The sequence below is a fragment of the Stieleria varia genome (assembly GCF_038443385.1).
Classification (GTDB): domain Bacteria; phylum Planctomycetota; class Planctomycetia; order Pirellulales; family Pirellulaceae; genus Stieleria; species Stieleria varia.
The window spans coordinates 8562196-8577090 of sequence record NZ_CP151726.1; the positions used below are offsets into that span (position 1 = coordinate 8562196).

General features: G+C 56.0%; 13 protein-coding genes. 12 read left to right on the forward strand and 1 reads right to left on the reverse strand.

Translation table 11 applies throughout. The annotated features are described in order from the left end of the window. Nucleotides 1-6: 6 nt before the first annotated feature. The 4 genes from Pla52nx_RS28930 (at nt 7) to Pla52nx_RS28945 (ending at nt 4418) form a co-directional block, all read left to right on the forward strand. Nucleotides 7-828, forward strand: a complete 822-nt coding sequence (locus tag Pla52nx_RS28930; protein ID WP_197454787.1) for an SDR family NAD(P)-dependent oxidoreductase — start codon at nt 7-9, stop codon at nt 826-828. Nucleotides 829-890: 62 nt separating this feature from the next. Then, nucleotides 891-2303 carry a sulfatase family protein gene (locus Pla52nx_RS28935; RefSeq protein ID WP_146521425.1) on the forward strand — a complete coding sequence of 471 codons (1413 nt, stop codon included), beginning with the start codon at nt 891-893 and terminating at the stop codon, nt 2301-2303. A gap of 124 nt (nt 2304-2427) precedes the next feature. Further along, a complete protein-coding gene (gene xylA / locus Pla52nx_RS28940) occupies nt 2428-3747 on the forward strand; it encodes a xylose isomerase (RefSeq protein ID WP_146521426.1) in 1320 nt (439 codons plus the stop codon). Nucleotides 3748-3836: 89 nt separating this feature from the next. Then, nucleotides 3837-4418, forward strand: coding sequence for a Uma2 family endonuclease (locus Pla52nx_RS28945; RefSeq protein ID WP_146521427.1), 582 nt, complete (start codon nt 3837-3839; stop codon nt 4416-4418). Nucleotides 4419-4603: 185 nt separating this feature from the next. Here the strand turns inward: Pla52nx_RS28945 and Pla52nx_RS28950 are convergent, their stop codons facing one another. Then, nucleotides 4604-5587, reverse strand: coding sequence for an ROK family protein (locus tag Pla52nx_RS28950; RefSeq protein WP_146521428.1), 984 nt, complete (start codon nt 5585-5587; stop codon nt 4604-4606). Nucleotides 5588-5764: 177 nt separating this feature from the next. Between Pla52nx_RS28950 and Pla52nx_RS28955 the strand changes: the two genes are divergently transcribed. The 8 genes from Pla52nx_RS28955 to Pla52nx_RS28990 all read left to right on the forward strand — a co-directional run bounded on the left by Pla52nx_RS28955 (nt 5765) and on the right by Pla52nx_RS28990 (nt 14779). Beyond that, nucleotides 5765-6322, forward strand: a complete 558-nt coding sequence (locus tag Pla52nx_RS28955; RefSeq protein ID WP_146521429.1) for an RNA polymerase sigma factor — start codon at nt 5765-5767, stop codon at nt 6320-6322. Between the two features lie 31 nt (nt 6323-6353). Then, a complete protein-coding gene (locus tag Pla52nx_RS28960; RefSeq protein WP_146521430.1) occupies nt 6354-6929 on the forward strand; it encodes a hypothetical protein in 576 nt (191 codons plus the stop codon). Further along, nucleotides 6922-7617, forward strand: a complete 696-nt coding sequence (locus Pla52nx_RS28965; RefSeq protein ID WP_146521431.1) for a hypothetical protein — start codon at nt 6922-6924, stop codon at nt 7615-7617. Before Pla52nx_RS28960 ends, Pla52nx_RS28965 begins: the two co-directional genes overlap by 8 nt. 71 nt (nt 7618-7688) lie before the next feature. Then, nucleotides 7689-10532: a DUF1549 and DUF1553 domain-containing protein gene (locus Pla52nx_RS28970; RefSeq protein ID WP_146521432.1), complete on the forward strand. Its 2844-nt coding sequence runs from the start codon at nt 7689-7691 to the stop codon at nt 10530-10532. Between the two features lie 166 nt (nt 10533-10698). Next, nucleotides 10699-12003, forward strand: coding sequence for a DUF1501 domain-containing protein (locus tag Pla52nx_RS28975; RefSeq protein WP_146521433.1), 1305 nt, complete (start codon nt 10699-10701; stop codon nt 12001-12003). 93 nt (nt 12004-12096) lie between these two features. Further along, nucleotides 12097-12714 carry an FkbM family methyltransferase gene (locus tag Pla52nx_RS28980; RefSeq protein WP_146521434.1) on the forward strand — a complete coding sequence of 206 codons (618 nt, stop codon included), beginning with the start codon at nt 12097-12099 and terminating at the stop codon, nt 12712-12714. A gap of 18 nt (nt 12715-12732) precedes the next feature. After that, nucleotides 12733-13419 carry a hypothetical protein gene (locus Pla52nx_RS28985; protein ID WP_146521435.1) on the forward strand — a complete coding sequence of 229 codons (687 nt, stop codon included), beginning with the start codon at nt 12733-12735 and terminating at the stop codon, nt 13417-13419. Nucleotides 13420-13522: 103 nt separating this feature from the next. After that, complete coding sequence (locus tag Pla52nx_RS28990; protein WP_146521436.1) at nt 13523-14779, forward strand: hypothetical protein; 1257 nt, start codon at nt 13523-13525, stop codon at nt 14777-14779. Nucleotides 14780-14895 lie beyond the last annotated feature (116 nt).

The window sequence follows — 14895 nt, forward strand, 5'->3', positions numbered from 1 at the left end:
GACCCATTGAACGCTTCCCCCTCTCCTCTGCCGACTGCGATCATCACCGGTGGCTCCGCCGGTTTGGGCCGGGTGATCGCGGAGACATTCTTGCAACGCGGTTACCGGGTCATGATCGTTGGACGCAACGAAACAAGATTGCAACGTGCGTCGCAGACCATCAATCATCCTGAACTGCACACGGCACAGTGTGACTTGCTCAACACGGAACAAACGCAATCCCTTGCCGATCGTGTTCAACGAGAATTGGGTCGCCTCGATGTCCTGGTCAACTGCGTCGGCGCCAGCGATCGATCACTGGTGAGTGAACTCACCCCCGATCGATTGCACGAATTGATCGATCAAAACGTCGTGACGATGCTGCTGTGCAGCCAATCGATGGCGGGATTGCTGGAGCAAAGCTCAGGTACCATCGTCAACATCGGGTCACTCGCGGGCAAAGTCGGCGCGAGGTATCTGGGCGGCTACAACGCGGCCAAACACGCACTGACTGGGCTGACCCAGCAAATGCGTTTGGAAATGCTGCCCAAGAACATCCACGTAGCGATCGTTCACCCCGGCCCGATCCGCAGAGACGACGCAGGTGCACGATACGACGATCGGGTCAGCACTTCGATGCCTGCCCAAGCGGCCCAGCCAGGTGGCGGCACCAGCGTCAAAGGACTGGACCCCCAACGCGTGGCCGACGCCGTGCTACGCTGCGTCGAGCGAAAAAAACGCGACATCATTTTGCCCGCCCACATGCGGTGGATGATCGCGCTGGGCAATGCGTTCCCCTCACTAGGCGATTGGTTGCTGCTCAAGTTCACTTCCAAACGCGGGGAATGACTGGGTTACAATGGTGGACGTCGCAATCCTTCCAATGAATCCCCTTCCATCGGACTCCCACCATGTCTCGGTTCCGGCCCTTCCCTGCCCTGCTCTGCCTCTTTGCTTGCGTCCTCCTTTGCCCATCGAGCCATGCTGCTCAATCCGGCAAGCCAAACTTCGTGGTGATCTTTTGCGATGACCTGGGCTGGGGCGACTTGTCGTGCTATGGCCACCCCACGATCTCCACACCCAACTTGGATCGCATGGCGGACGAAGGAACCCGCATGACCCAGTTCTATGTCGCCGCTCCCGTGTGCACCCCCAGTCGTTCGGCGCTGATGACCGGGCGCTACCCCGTTCGAACCGGGATGTGTGGCAAGCGGCGTGTGCTGTTCCCCAATTCGATCGGCGGTTTGCAGGCAAGCGAACACACGGTCGCCGAAGTCCTGCAGTCAAACGGCTACGCGACCGGCATGGTGGGAAAATGGCACCTCGGCCACCTGCCCGAGTACTTACCCACGCAACACGGATTCGACAGCTACTACGGCATTCCTTACAGCAATGACATGGACAACGTCGCGCCAAAGGAGATGAGACGCACAGTCTTCGAAGATCCGGACTACCATCATTTCAACGTTCCCCTGCTGTCAGGCTCCGGTGACGACGTCAAACAAATCGAACGCCCGGTCAATCAAAACACAATCACTCGGCGATACACCGAAAAGGCCACCGAGTACATTCGCGACAACAAAGACAAGTCCTTTTTCCTTTACCTTGCCCACTCGCTGCCTCACGTCCCACTGTTTCGCGACAAACCCTTCGAAGGTCACTCACGGGCAGGCCTTTACGGAGACGTGATCGAAGAAATCGACTGGAGTGTGGGCCAAGTCCTGGACACACTTCGCGAGCTGAATTTGGACAAGGAAACGCTGGTTGTTTTCACCAGCGACAATGGGCCCTGGCTCTCCTTCGGCGACCAAGGCGGCTCCGCTGGACCACTGCGTAACGGCAAAGGCACCACGTTCGAAGGCGGACAGCGTGTCCCCGGGATCTTTTGGATGCCCGGTACGATCCCAGCCGGTGTGATCAGTCGAGAACTCGCCAGCACCCTGGACATGCTGCCGACGTTTGCCGCCATGAGCGGCACGCCGCTGCCCGAAAACGTGGTCCTGGATGGCTATGACATTTCCAAAACACTCATCGATGGAGAGCCATCCCCCAGACACGCGATGTTCTTCTATCGCGACACGCGATTGATGGCCGTTCGCTACGGACGATACAAAGCACACTTCTTGACACAAGACAGCTATGTCCCCGGCAGCAATGTCGTCAACACCCACGATCCACCACTGCTATTCGACTTGGAACTGGACATCAGCGAAAAACGGGACGTCGCCGCGGCCCATCCCGAAGTGATTTCCGACATCCAACGAATCGTTGCCGATCACAAAGCCAACATGGTGATGGCCGAAAGCCAATGCGATCGCAAGTGATGCTCTAGCGCTTCAGAACAATCCGACGCGAGGTGGACTGCGTCGGGTTGATACGGCAGGTGAGGAACGCGATATTGATTGGCCCAATTCCTCTCCGCCATTCCCGCTTACTCCCAAGATCGCCATGAGTGCATTTCCCGATATCCCCACGGTCCAGTACGAAGGCCCCGAAAGCGACAATCCGCTGGCGTTTCGCTGGTACAACCCCGATGAAATGGTCGAAGGAAAGTCGATGAAGGACCATTTTCGGTTCTCCATCGTCTACTGGCACACCTTTCGTGGCACCGGTGCCGACCCGTTCGGTCCTGGCACCGCCGTGCGACCTTGGGATGACGGTAGCGAATCGGTCCAAAACGCCCAGAATCGCGCCCGCGTTGCATTCGAGCTGTTTGAGAAACTGCAAGCGCCCTACTACGCATTTCATGATCGCGACGTCGCACCCGAAGGCAGCTCGTTGGCCGAGACCAACGCAAACTTTGACGCCGTCGCGGATGTCCTGGCAGAAGAACAGAAACGTAGCGGCGTGAAATTGCTCTGGGGCACCGCCAACATGTTCAGCAACCCGCGTTTCATGCACGGAGCTGCCACGACCTGCAACGCCGACGTCTTCGCGTACGCGGCAGCCCAAGTCAAAAAGGCGATGGAAGTCACGCATCGACTGGGTGGGGAAAACTATGTTTTCTGGGGCGGCCGCGAAGGCTACCAGAACTTGTACAACACCGACATGAAACGCGAACTGGATCACCTCGCTCAGTTCTTTCACATGGCCGTCGACTATGCCAAACAAATCGGATTCACCGGTCAGTTCCTGATCGAACCCAAACCCAAAGAACCGACCAAGCATCAGTACGATAGCGATGCCGCCGCCTGTTTGAACTTCCTGCGTGCTTATGACCTGACGGATCACTTCAAACTCAACCTGGAAACCAACCACGCGACGTTGGCCGGGCACACGATGATGCACGAGATCGACTACGCTGGTCATCAAGGTGCACTGGGCAGCATCGACGCCAACACGGGCGACATGCTGCTTGGCTGGGACACCGACCAGTTCGGGACCGACTACTACCTGACCACTCAGATGATGTACTACATCCTCAAACACGGTGGCCTGGGCAGCGGTGGCGTGAATTTCGACGCCAAAGTACGACGCGAGTCGTTTGAGCCGATCGATTTGTTCTACGCACACATCGGCAGCATGGACGCGTACGCAAAGGGGCTCAAGATCGCCGCAGCAATCCGCGCCGACAACGCTTTGGAGAGCTTCATCGAGAAGCGTTACAGCAGTTGGGACAGCGGAATCGGAGCTAAGATCGAATCCGGCTCTGTCGGCTTTGCAGATCTGGAAGCCTACATGCTGGAAAAGGGCGAAGCCGAAGCCAACATCAGCGGTCGCCAAGAACTACTCGAGAACGTCGTCAACAAGTACATCGACCGAGTTTGACGAAGTAGTTTGACCTTTCGAGGCTGGGCCACTTTTTGCAAATCGTCTCATCGTCACTTAAGCTGGCCTGAGACGATTGTCACGATTCCATGCACTCAGGTGAGCCCGCCCTGGCAATGAGCAACAACCTGCTGAAACTATCCGCTGCCGAATACGATCAAATGATCGCCAAGGGAGCGTTTGACGGCATCAATCGCCGGATCGAGATGATTCGCGGAGAACTGCGAGAAATGAACCCCGCCGGTCCGTTGCACTGCGACTACGTCAACTTCCTGAACCGATGGTCCACGTCCGTGACTTTGCAAAGCAACCTGGTCATACAAGTGCAAAGCGGAATTGATTTACAAGACAGTCGCCCCGAGCCGGATATCACTTGGCTAAAACCAGGTCGCTACTCCAAGAAGCATCCTGGTGCTGACGATATTTTGCTGCTGATCGAGGTAGCCGATAGCAGTGTTGACGCCGACTTGGGTGAAAAGGCTCGTCTTTACGCCGAGCACAGAATCGTCGAATACTGGGTCGTCGATATCGCCGCAAAATGCGTCCACAGTCATCGGGACAGCAACGGCCGAGAGTATGCCACGTACCAAGTAGTCGACGCTGGAGGCGAAATCGCACCAAGCTGCCAACCCGAGATTGCGCTCAAGCTACCCGAACTGTTCGTGGGGTAGCTGCAACCGGGCTAGTCGCGGCTTGCTCGGACTGATGCGAAAACTGTCTGCGCGGATCGGCCGCCACGCGATAGCCACGGTTTTCGTGACTCAACCGTGGCTATCGCCAAAACGGCTAACCCCAAAATCAAGACTGAATGATGCGCGAGAAAGGAATTCTGGCGAATCCCATTACGGGGTGCGATTCATTTCTGATCGGCCAACTGACGTCGTGCCCACGCCGCAGCACCTTTCGCTCCGGCATCATCGCCGAGTTTCGCAGCCACGACCTTGAAGCGATCCTTGTAGACGCTCATCACGCCATTTTGTGCGGTGCTGGTGACCGTGTCGACGAACAGCTTTTCCATCGCTTCGACTAGACCGCCGCCCAACACGATCGTGTCGGGACACAGGATGTGAACGATGTTGATCACTCCGATTCCGATCGTCTCGGCTGCTTGCTCGACCAATCGACGAATCGCTGGATCGTGTTCAATCGAATCCGCCAACGCACCACTACGGATATCGGCAAGGTCCGTACCGCATTCCTTCTTCAATCGTGGTGCGTCGCCACGGTACGCCGCCTTGGCCGCTTCCGCTGCAATCGACAATCGGCTCGCTTCGGCCTCCAACGTCCCCAACAATTCGATTCCGCTGCCCCGGCCGCTACTACTGATCCGGGTGTGACCAACTTCCATGCAACTGACGCCGGCTCCGTGCAAGATGTTGCCTTCGTAAACACATCCGCCTCCGACACCGGTACCAGGAAAGATTCCGACCACACATCGCGCACCTTTCGCAACGCCGAATTGGTACTCGCCGTAAACGCCGGCGTCGACGTCGTTGAGCACCACCACGGGACAGCCAAACTCTTTCGTCAGACTGTCGCCGACCTTGACGTCGTCCCAGCCCAAGTTCGGCGTCGTCAGAATGCGTCCCTTTTCGATGTCGATCGGTCCAGGGCAACCGATGCCGATCCCGGCGATCTGCTTGGGATCAAGCTCGCTTTCCTCCAGCAACCGATGGATCGTCGAGATGATCCGGGCAGTCCCGCTGTCACTTGCGTCGCGACCGCGTGTCTTTCGACGGCGACGCCCCAGCTCTCGCCAGTCGTTGTCATAAGCAATGGCCAGCATCTTCGTGCCGCCCAAGTCAAATCCGATCCAGTATTTCTCAGGGTGATCCGTCATGATTCCTCGCGCACAGAACGGGTAACAAGTCATTAAGATGACGCGTTGCCCTACCACCCCACAACCCGACTCTTTTTTTGCGTCTCACGTCCCAGCGGCCACGGTGATGAAAAAATTGCCGCAGCCCTGAAATAAGACGCCCTCCTTGCGCATCCCACCTTCGCGACAGCGAAAAACATGAACGACCTGCCGGCCCCACCAGACGATTCGACTCCCCAGTCGACACGCGATCGGGCGGACATCGCCGATCAGTGGAAGGCCCTGTTCGAGGAAATTCGGCCGGGTTTGCAAGCATTTCTTCGCAGTCGACTCAGCCAGTCCGCCGACGTCGAGGATTGCCTGCAAAGCGTTTCCGTCACGATGCTGGAAAAAGGACTCGATGTCGCACCACCCGCCAGAAGGGCATGGTTATTCCAGGTAGCTGCCAACGAGGCCGCAAAATTCTGGCGAAAGAAAGCGACCACGCAGCGAGTACTGGAAAAACAAGCCACCTACACCACCGAATCGACCGACCCTGATCCCGCCGACTGCCTCAGCCTCGACGAAACCAACCAAGAGATCCAATCCGCTCTGCGAAAGCTCCCCACAGACTGGCAGACGATCATTCGAATGCGAATTCACGATGGAATGACGTTTCAAGCAATCGCCGACGAACTGAACATCCCACTGGGCACCGCCCTGACCCAAATGCGACGCGGACTGCAACGAATTCGCGAGCAAATCGAACCCGAATGAACACCGATCCAACAACTGCGACCTTCCCGTCATGAGACACGAACCCCACCACTGCACCAAGACTTTGGATGATCAAATCCAGCAGGATTGTTTGCTGTATCTGCTAGGCGAACTGTCCGCCGATCGCCAAGCCGATTTTGAAGCCAGTCTTTGCGATTCGGCCATTGCCGATGAATTGAATCGACAGAGCGAACTGCTGATCCGTGTTTCTCATTGCAAGTTCGAGACACCGGTCCATGCAGAGACGAGCACAAAAACAAATCTGGATCGCAACCCTCACTCCCCTGCCCTGCCCCGCTGGCGAGTCGCTGTCTCGCTATTGGCGATTGCCGCAACCGTGTTGATCCTTGTGACATTGAACACTTCGCCGGGCAGCAACTCGTCGGTAATCCGAACCTCGCAAGCCGAACAACCATCGGTGGATCTGATGATCGCCAAAGCATGGGTGGAGCAGCCCGGTTCCATGGCAATGGATGACGTGCCCAACTTGTCAAGTGATTGGCTGACGCCGGAAGAGTTTGAAACTCAGCCGACGGAAGAATCCCTTGACGAATCATTCTCGTGGATGGTGGTCGCCGTCGCTGCAGGAGACGACATTGATGGTTAGACACACTAAATTCCTCGTATGCGCATCAATGCTGATCGGCTGCTCATTTGCCGGCGCCGTGGAACCCGCCATACGCCTTGCGGACGCACAAGCAGACGCCTCCGGCAAAAGCAAAAACGTCGAGCGTTCGTCAAAACAAAACAACGATGCGCGTGAAGCTCCCCAAGTCGATGAGACCACGGAAGAACGTGTGCTAGAGATGGTTCAATCTCATCTCCCTGAGTTGCAGCGTTTGTTGGATCAATTGCGAATGAACGAGCCGCGTCAGTATCGAGTGGCGATTCAGAACTTGGCGAAATCTGCCAAACGCTTAGAGATGGCCGCCAATCGCGATCCTCGTTTCTTTGAACTCGAACTGACGGTGATCAAGTCACAGACCGCAGTCAACCTGTTGATCGCCAAACTCAAGGTGCGAGATAGCAAGAGCGATCGCCAAGCCCTGCAGAAGGCGACCGAACAGATTCACGACGCCGAAACGGCGCGTGCCCAGTATGACGTCGACCAAATGCAAGAACGCTTACAGCGTGCACAACAACAACTTGCTGCTGCTCAAAAACGTTTGCAGTCCCGTCAAGCCGACCGTACTACTCAAATCGAACGGTCTTTCGCCGGCAATCTTCGGAAAGCCGGACGCAAAGACGCCCCCGCCCCCGTCAAGAAAACCCCCGCTAAAGAATCCTCGCCGTAGTAGCTTGCTTGGCAAATTCGTTTGCCTTGTCCGCTTTGCTGTTGCGAATTCACCCACCGGAAAAAGTCCCCATGAAACGAAACGTTCTCTCACTTTGCTGCATCGCCTCGATCATGGCACTCGGAGTCCTGACCGGTAGCGACCTGATCGGTAGTGCCAGTGCAGACGAAACTCTTGTGGCCACCAGCGTCTCGGCAACAAAAACAACCTCCAATGCCTCGCCCTTGATCGCACCGATCGATCAACGTTATGCCCCCGCGACGGCAACGGAAGTCCCCGACTTTCAAAAGCATGTGGTGCCATTATTGGGCCGCTTGGGATGCAACGGTCGCGCCTGCCACGGTTCGTTTCAAGGTCGCGGTGGATTCCAGCTTTCGCTCTTTGGCTATGACTTCAAAGCCGACCATGATGCCTTGATGGAAGAAAACTCAGGCCGCGTGGACACCGATGATGTGGCGGAAAGCCTCATGTTGGCCAAGCCGATCGATGCCGACGTTCACGAAGGCGGCAAGCGCTTCGATGTCGATGGCTGGGAGTATCGCGTCTTTAAAAATTGGGTCGCCGACGGGGCGAAATTCGAGAAGACCCAGTTGCAGAAACTAGAGCAACTGGAAATCTTGCCCGCTGAAATCCGATTCGCCGACACCGCCCAATCCGTCCAACTCCAAGCCATCGCCCATTGGGCCGATGGCACTCAAGAAGACGTCACACCGCTGTGCCGCTTCAGCAGCAACGACGACTCGATCGCGGACATCGACTCGATCGGCATCGTCAAATCCGGCGACCGTGGGGACACTCATGTCGTGGTTTATTACGACAACGCCGTGGTCACGATTCCTGTGATCCGCCCGATTGCCAAACCGCTGAATATTGCGGCCAGCAGCAACAAGCCGATCGACCAACTCGTTCAACAAAAACTCAACAAACTCGGTGTCGTCCCAGCACCGCTGTGCAGCGACTCGGAGTTCATCCGCCGTGCTTCGCTGGACATCACTGGAGTCCTGCCGTCTGCCGAAACCGTCCGGGACTTCTTGGCCGACGGTTCGAGCGACAAACGAGAACGCTTGGTCAACAACCTGCTGGAATCTCCCGCCTACGCTGCTTGGTGGGCGACGCGAATGAGCGACTGGACCGGTAACAACGACGAGCAACTGACCAATGTCCTGCCGGTCCGCAGTGCCGCGACGAAACTCTGGTTCGAATGGCTGCGTGAACGACTGGATAACAACGTCCCCTACGATCAAATCATCGAAGGAATCGTGACGGCACAAAGCCGCGAAGATGGCGAGGATTACTTGGCCTATTGCAAGAGCATGACGAAAGCATGCTCCGGCGAGACTGAAGAATTCACACAGCGATCCGGCATGCCGTTGTACTGGGGACGTCGCAACTTCCAAAAACCGGAAGATCGTGCCATCGGCTTCGCCTACACCTTCCTCGGCGTTCGAATCGAATGTGCCCAGTGCCACAAACACCCGTTCGATCAATGGTCCAAACAAGACTTTGAGGACTTTGCCAAACTGTTCGCTCCCATCCGAGCAGGCAATGCGAATACCGTCGCTGACGACGCCAAAGAACAGCACAAGGAATTGCTGGCTGCGATCACGGGCGGCAAAAAGCTCAACGGCGGTGACATGCGGAGGGCCGTAACAGAGGCCGCCAGAAAAGGCGAAACCGTTCCGTTTGGCGAACTGCTGGTCAACACCCGCCCGATCAACGACAAGGCGATGAAAGCCCGCGAACAGGCCAAGAAGAAAGGTCGCAAGGTTCCACCGCTCAACATTCCATCGGGCAAGATCTTGGGACAAGAACAAGAGGTCACTTTAGACGCCGACCCTCGACCCGCATTGATGCAATGGCTACGAGATGTGGACAATCCCTATTTCGCCAAAGCCATCGTCAACCGAGTCTGGGACAACTACTTCGGCATCGGTATCGTCAACCCCACCGATGACATGAATCTGGCGAACCCACCGAGCAATGGTCCACTGCTGGACCACTTGGCCGCCGACTTTATCTCGCATGGTTACGACCTGAAATGGTTGCATCGCGAAATCGTCTCCAGCGACACCTATCAACGAAGTGCTCAAACGAACGAAACCAACCAATACGATCGCGTCAATTTCGCCCGACACATCCCACGCCGATTGCCTGCGGAAGTTGTCTACGACATGGTGGTGCTGGCGACAGGATCGAGCGACAAAGCCGCCAAGGTGCGAGCAGACCTCGACCAAATGGCGATCGCCGATGGCAAGCCCCGTCAGCGAAATCGCGCCGACTTTGCTTTGGAGGTTTTCGGGCAATCCATTCGAGAAACCAATTGCGACTGCGACCGCAGTGATGCACCAAGCTTGCTGCAGTCGATCTACTTGCGTAATGACGCCGAAATGTACAATCGCATTTCAGATCGAGACGGCTGGGTCGCCGAAGCCTGCAAGGATCTTGGCATCGCCGGTCCCAAAGGCATGGACGTTGACCCCAAACAGGTCGCTCGTGATCGCGCCGCCGATGCCATGCGTCGACAGGTCATTGGTCGAGTTCGCGGTTTCACCAAAGCTGACGAAGCTCGCCAAGCCAAGATCCTGCCACAACTGGAACGCGACTATCAACGCATGACCAATAAGATGGTCGGCTACGAAGTCCCGGAATTGCAGGACCTCATTGCTGATCCGGATTCATGGACCGAAGTGAAGACGGCAAATGCCGCCTCTGGATCAGCCTCCAAGAACGCAGACGCGACCACGCTTAACGACGTCATCAAGGAAGCCTACCTGAGAACACTCAGTCGCTACCCCGACGACGAAGAAATCAGCATCGCGACATCTTACGTCAACGAATCCGAGAAACCCGCATCGGGAATCGAAGGATTGCTGTGGGCCTTGGTCAACACCAAAGAGTTCATCATTTCTCACTAGTGACAACCGCTAGGCCCTCCAAGCCGGGCAGCTTGGGCACCGGTCGTTTTCACCGCTGCTCATCGCAATCGTTTCTCCAGCCATCTTTCCAGTCTTTCCTTCATCCCTCACTTTGCCAACCGCTCGGCCGTTCAGCCCAGCTTCCCGCCACAAGGAATCCAACGCTATGAAACTTCACCGAACCTGCGACGGCGTCCAGCGACGCGACATGCTTAAAGCCGGAGCGCTGACGGTCGGCGGATTGACTCTCGCCGGATACAACCAACTCGCCGCCGCCGGCCAGATTCAATCCGGTCGCGCCGAGCGAGCGATCTTTATCGAGCTGCCCGGTGGTCCATCGCACATGGACACCTTTGACCTCAAACCGGACGCCCCGGACACGGTACGTGGAACGTTCAATCCGATCGCAACGAACGTGCCCGGTATTCAAATCTCCGAGCACTTGCCCAAGCTCGCTCAGTGCATGGACAAGTTCGTGATCCTGCGAGGCGTCAGCCACACTCTTGCCGCCCACCGATTGGGCCAAGAATACGTGAACACCGGCAGCAAGCCGATCCCGGCACTGGAATACCCCAGCCTGGGTGCCGTGTTGAGCAAGGAACGACCGTCGGATCCAAACATTCCTGACGCAGTCGCCGTGCCGCGTGCCAGCCATGGCCCAGGGTTCCTTGGCATCCGTTACGCATCGCTGGAAACCAACTCCAGCCCGTCCTTCGGACAACCCTACAGCGTCCGCGGCATCTCGATGCCCGGTGGCATCGGAGTAGATGAAGTCAAACGACGTCAGGGATTGCTCAAGAAACTCGATCGTCGCTTCGCCGAACTGGAAAAGAACGAGCAACTGCTCGACGGCCTCGGACGCTTCGGCGATCAAGCCTACTCGATGATCACTTCGTCGCGTGCCCGCGAAGCGTTTGACATCAGCAAGGAACCCGAAAGCTTTGCCCGTCAGTTCGGCGAAGAATCGTTCGGACAAAGCTGCCTGCTCGCTTTGCGATTGGTCGAGTCCGGCGTCCGATTGGTCAGCGTTCAACTCGGCGGCTGGGACACTCACACCGATAACTTCACCAAGCTCAGGGACAACAACCTGCCCAAGCTGGACGCGGGTCTGAGCGGATTGCTCAACGGACTTGCTCAACGCGGTTTGCTGGAGTCCACCGCGGTCTATGTGACGGGCGAATTCGGTCGTACGCCAAAGATCAACAGCCGCAGCAGCGAAGGTGGTCGGGACCACTATCCGCGTTGCATGTTCATGTTGATGGCAGGCGGTGGCATCAATGGCGGACAAGTGATCGGCGAAAGCGACGACACCGCATCGGGACCACGCCACGAAGGCATCTCGCCGGACGATGTCGTGGCCAGTTTCTACCACAACTTGGGCATCGACCCCACACTGGAATATGAATCCAGCACCGGTCGCCCGATCACCCTGGTTCGGGATGGTAAGATCATCCAACAGCTGTTTAGCTGATCCGAATCCTGACCACAGAACTCAAGCAAAACTCTCGGTCGCCCAGCGCCCGAGAGTTTTTTGTTGTTTCATCTCCCTTCTACTCCCGACTCAATGCACTTTGATTTCATCCAAATCGGCAGCCATATCGGCCGCACCTTCAACGACCCGCTGTACGCATCGGTCACCAACGGTCAACGCGGCATCTTGGTCGAGCCGGTGCCGTACTTATTCGATCAACTGGTGGCCAACTATCGGGGGCTCGATCAGAATTTGATCCTGATCAACAAAGCCGTCGGCGCGCAATCAGGCACATTGCGACTGTTCATCCCATCGCCAAAAAACGATTTTACACAGTTCCCGCGTTGGGCGTCACAACTCGCCTCTGCCGTACCGGGTCACGTCGAAAGTCACTTCGCGGACCTGATCATCGATACGATTGAGGTACCGATGACAACGATGAACGAATTGATTCAGGAACACGACGTCGATCGTTTGACAACGCTTTTCGTCGACACCGAAGGAAACGATTTCGCGATCCTGATGTCGATGGACTTGAAACACCTTCGTCCGCAGCGAATCCATTTCGAAAACAAACACACCGACGGCCCACATCAACGTGGTGAGAAATATCGTCAGTTGATCGCCCACTTATTGGAACAAGGCTATCACATCGAGTCAGAAGACGATAAGAACACAGTGGTCATCGACGATCATCGATCCATTTCTTGACACTCATCTCTAAGAGCCATGAAACTCCTGACTGCCCTTTTTTTCACCGTGTCATTCTGCAGCTTCTCGTTAGACGCAACGCCATCCTTTGCCCAACAGTTTTTTAGCGAGGACACTAACGGCGACGGAGTCGTTGATCAAAATGATGACTGGGAAGCCATTGAAGCTTACCATCGCAAACTCGAAGAGCTTGCCTCGAAGGAGAGGGACACGGCGGAAGATACGAAACTTGTCCCAGGGTTGTATGTGAGTTTGAAAGATGACGTAGCAACAGGCAGATTCCTAGCCTACCTGCACGCGATATCAGGGAACTACTGCTATCACCACTTTGGAATCGATAAACAATGGATGGACGTCGGAAAATGCGATGTAAAGAACGGTTGGCTCAAGATCAACGCAGGGGGAATCGGCTCCCAGGAAATCTACTTGCACCCACAAAAACTTTCCGGCCGCGACGTCCTACTGACGCAATCGGGATGGGCGAGTTGGAACCAGAATCGAAAGTTGGGCACTTACGATATCTTGATTCGCATCGATAAATTGGACATTGGCAAGGTCCTTGCTGCTTTGCCAACGGTTGAAGAGTTTTACGACAATGAGCATCCTGACCAAATTGGTCCCGACACTTTTGACCAAAGTATACGAGGACTAAAACGTGACAAGGAAACAAAATCGCCTGCGGAGTCCAATGCAGAATCCCCCTAGCAAACAATGATTGCGTGCCGAGGCACGAAACTTAATCAGTGAGCTTGGGGGAGAGGGGAGCCAGAGCAAGAATTCTCATCATCGCTCGCGAGAATGCTTTAACATGAACGTGGATTCACAGACCACTCTTCGCGAGCTTCGCATCCCCATGAAACACGCCTCGAACATCCGGCGAATGCTCCGCTTCCTGGCGTGCCATCGGCTCGCTTGCCTGGCGGTCATCCTGACCACCATCCCTCTGGTCCTCATCATCGTTCCGGGTGAGTTCACCTACCCGTGGACAGACGAAACGGGCGAGCTGAACGCTTGGAAATTGCGATCAAACGATTTGCGACAAAGGGCTCACGACAACCACAAGGAAGAGTTCGGTCATCGGGCGACCACGCTGACGGTTTTCGAGCACGGCTGGCCGAGGCCGTTTCTAGCTCGTGTTGTCATCTGCAACTGCAATGATCGAGGAGTCACACGCAGTCGCTCACAGGCCAAACTTCGCGTGAAAAGCTGGTTTCTCTACTGGGGCGGATCCAGGTTTATTCCGGTCTCCTGGAGCAACTATGACAACTGGCCATTTCATTCGGACGACTGGATCATTGATGTTTGGGGCACGCTGATCGACTTACTGGTCGCGGCCGCCATCGTCGTTTTCGTTGGTGGATTCACTTACTGGTGGTTTAGAAATCGAAGCGGTCGATTTTGGACATTCCAACTCCGTGACATGCTACTGCTCATGACCTTCGTCGCAGTCGGATTGGGAGTCTATGCGTATCACCATCACGCGAGAATTCGCGAGGGACTTGCCCCCGCGACCAAAGCCCCCGGATTCTCGCTGCATGACGGTCACATGACGGCGGGACAAGATTATTGCGGCCCCGAATGGATACGGAAGCTCGCCGGAAATCGCTATTTCCCTCAACCATTTCATCACGTCACGCGCGTCTATATTCGCGACAACGGGCAATGGAGCGATTGCTACCACGAACTCCTAAACTTTCCCTATCTGGAAACACTTCACTCCGGCGTCGAGATCCCCGTGACGGCGATGAAGTCACTGCAGCAGTGCAAGAGCCTGAAACACTTGGCCTTGAACTTCAATTCGTCGCCGAAACAGTCGCCCATTCTCACGATGGGTGTCGACCAATTGAAACTACTGGAACAATTGCAACTGGAATCCATTCAGCTCTACGGCGAGCAAATCAAGCCCCGCCACGTTGAACAACTAGCTTCGATACCAAGCATCCGCCGGATTCTGTTGCATGGAGCGGACGTCAACGAAGAGCAAGCGATGCAGATCCGGCAGCGGTTCCCCACGCTAAAGATCATCATCCAGACCGACTGGGAAAGGCTGTTCAGTTCGGGCTAGCACCTCAGCCGAAGAAATAGCTTGGGTATAAATAGAGAAGGGCCATGGTGAAGCCCTCCCTGCCTCACCATGGCCCATCAGTGCTGGAACGATGGCACCGATCGTTCCACCCTCCC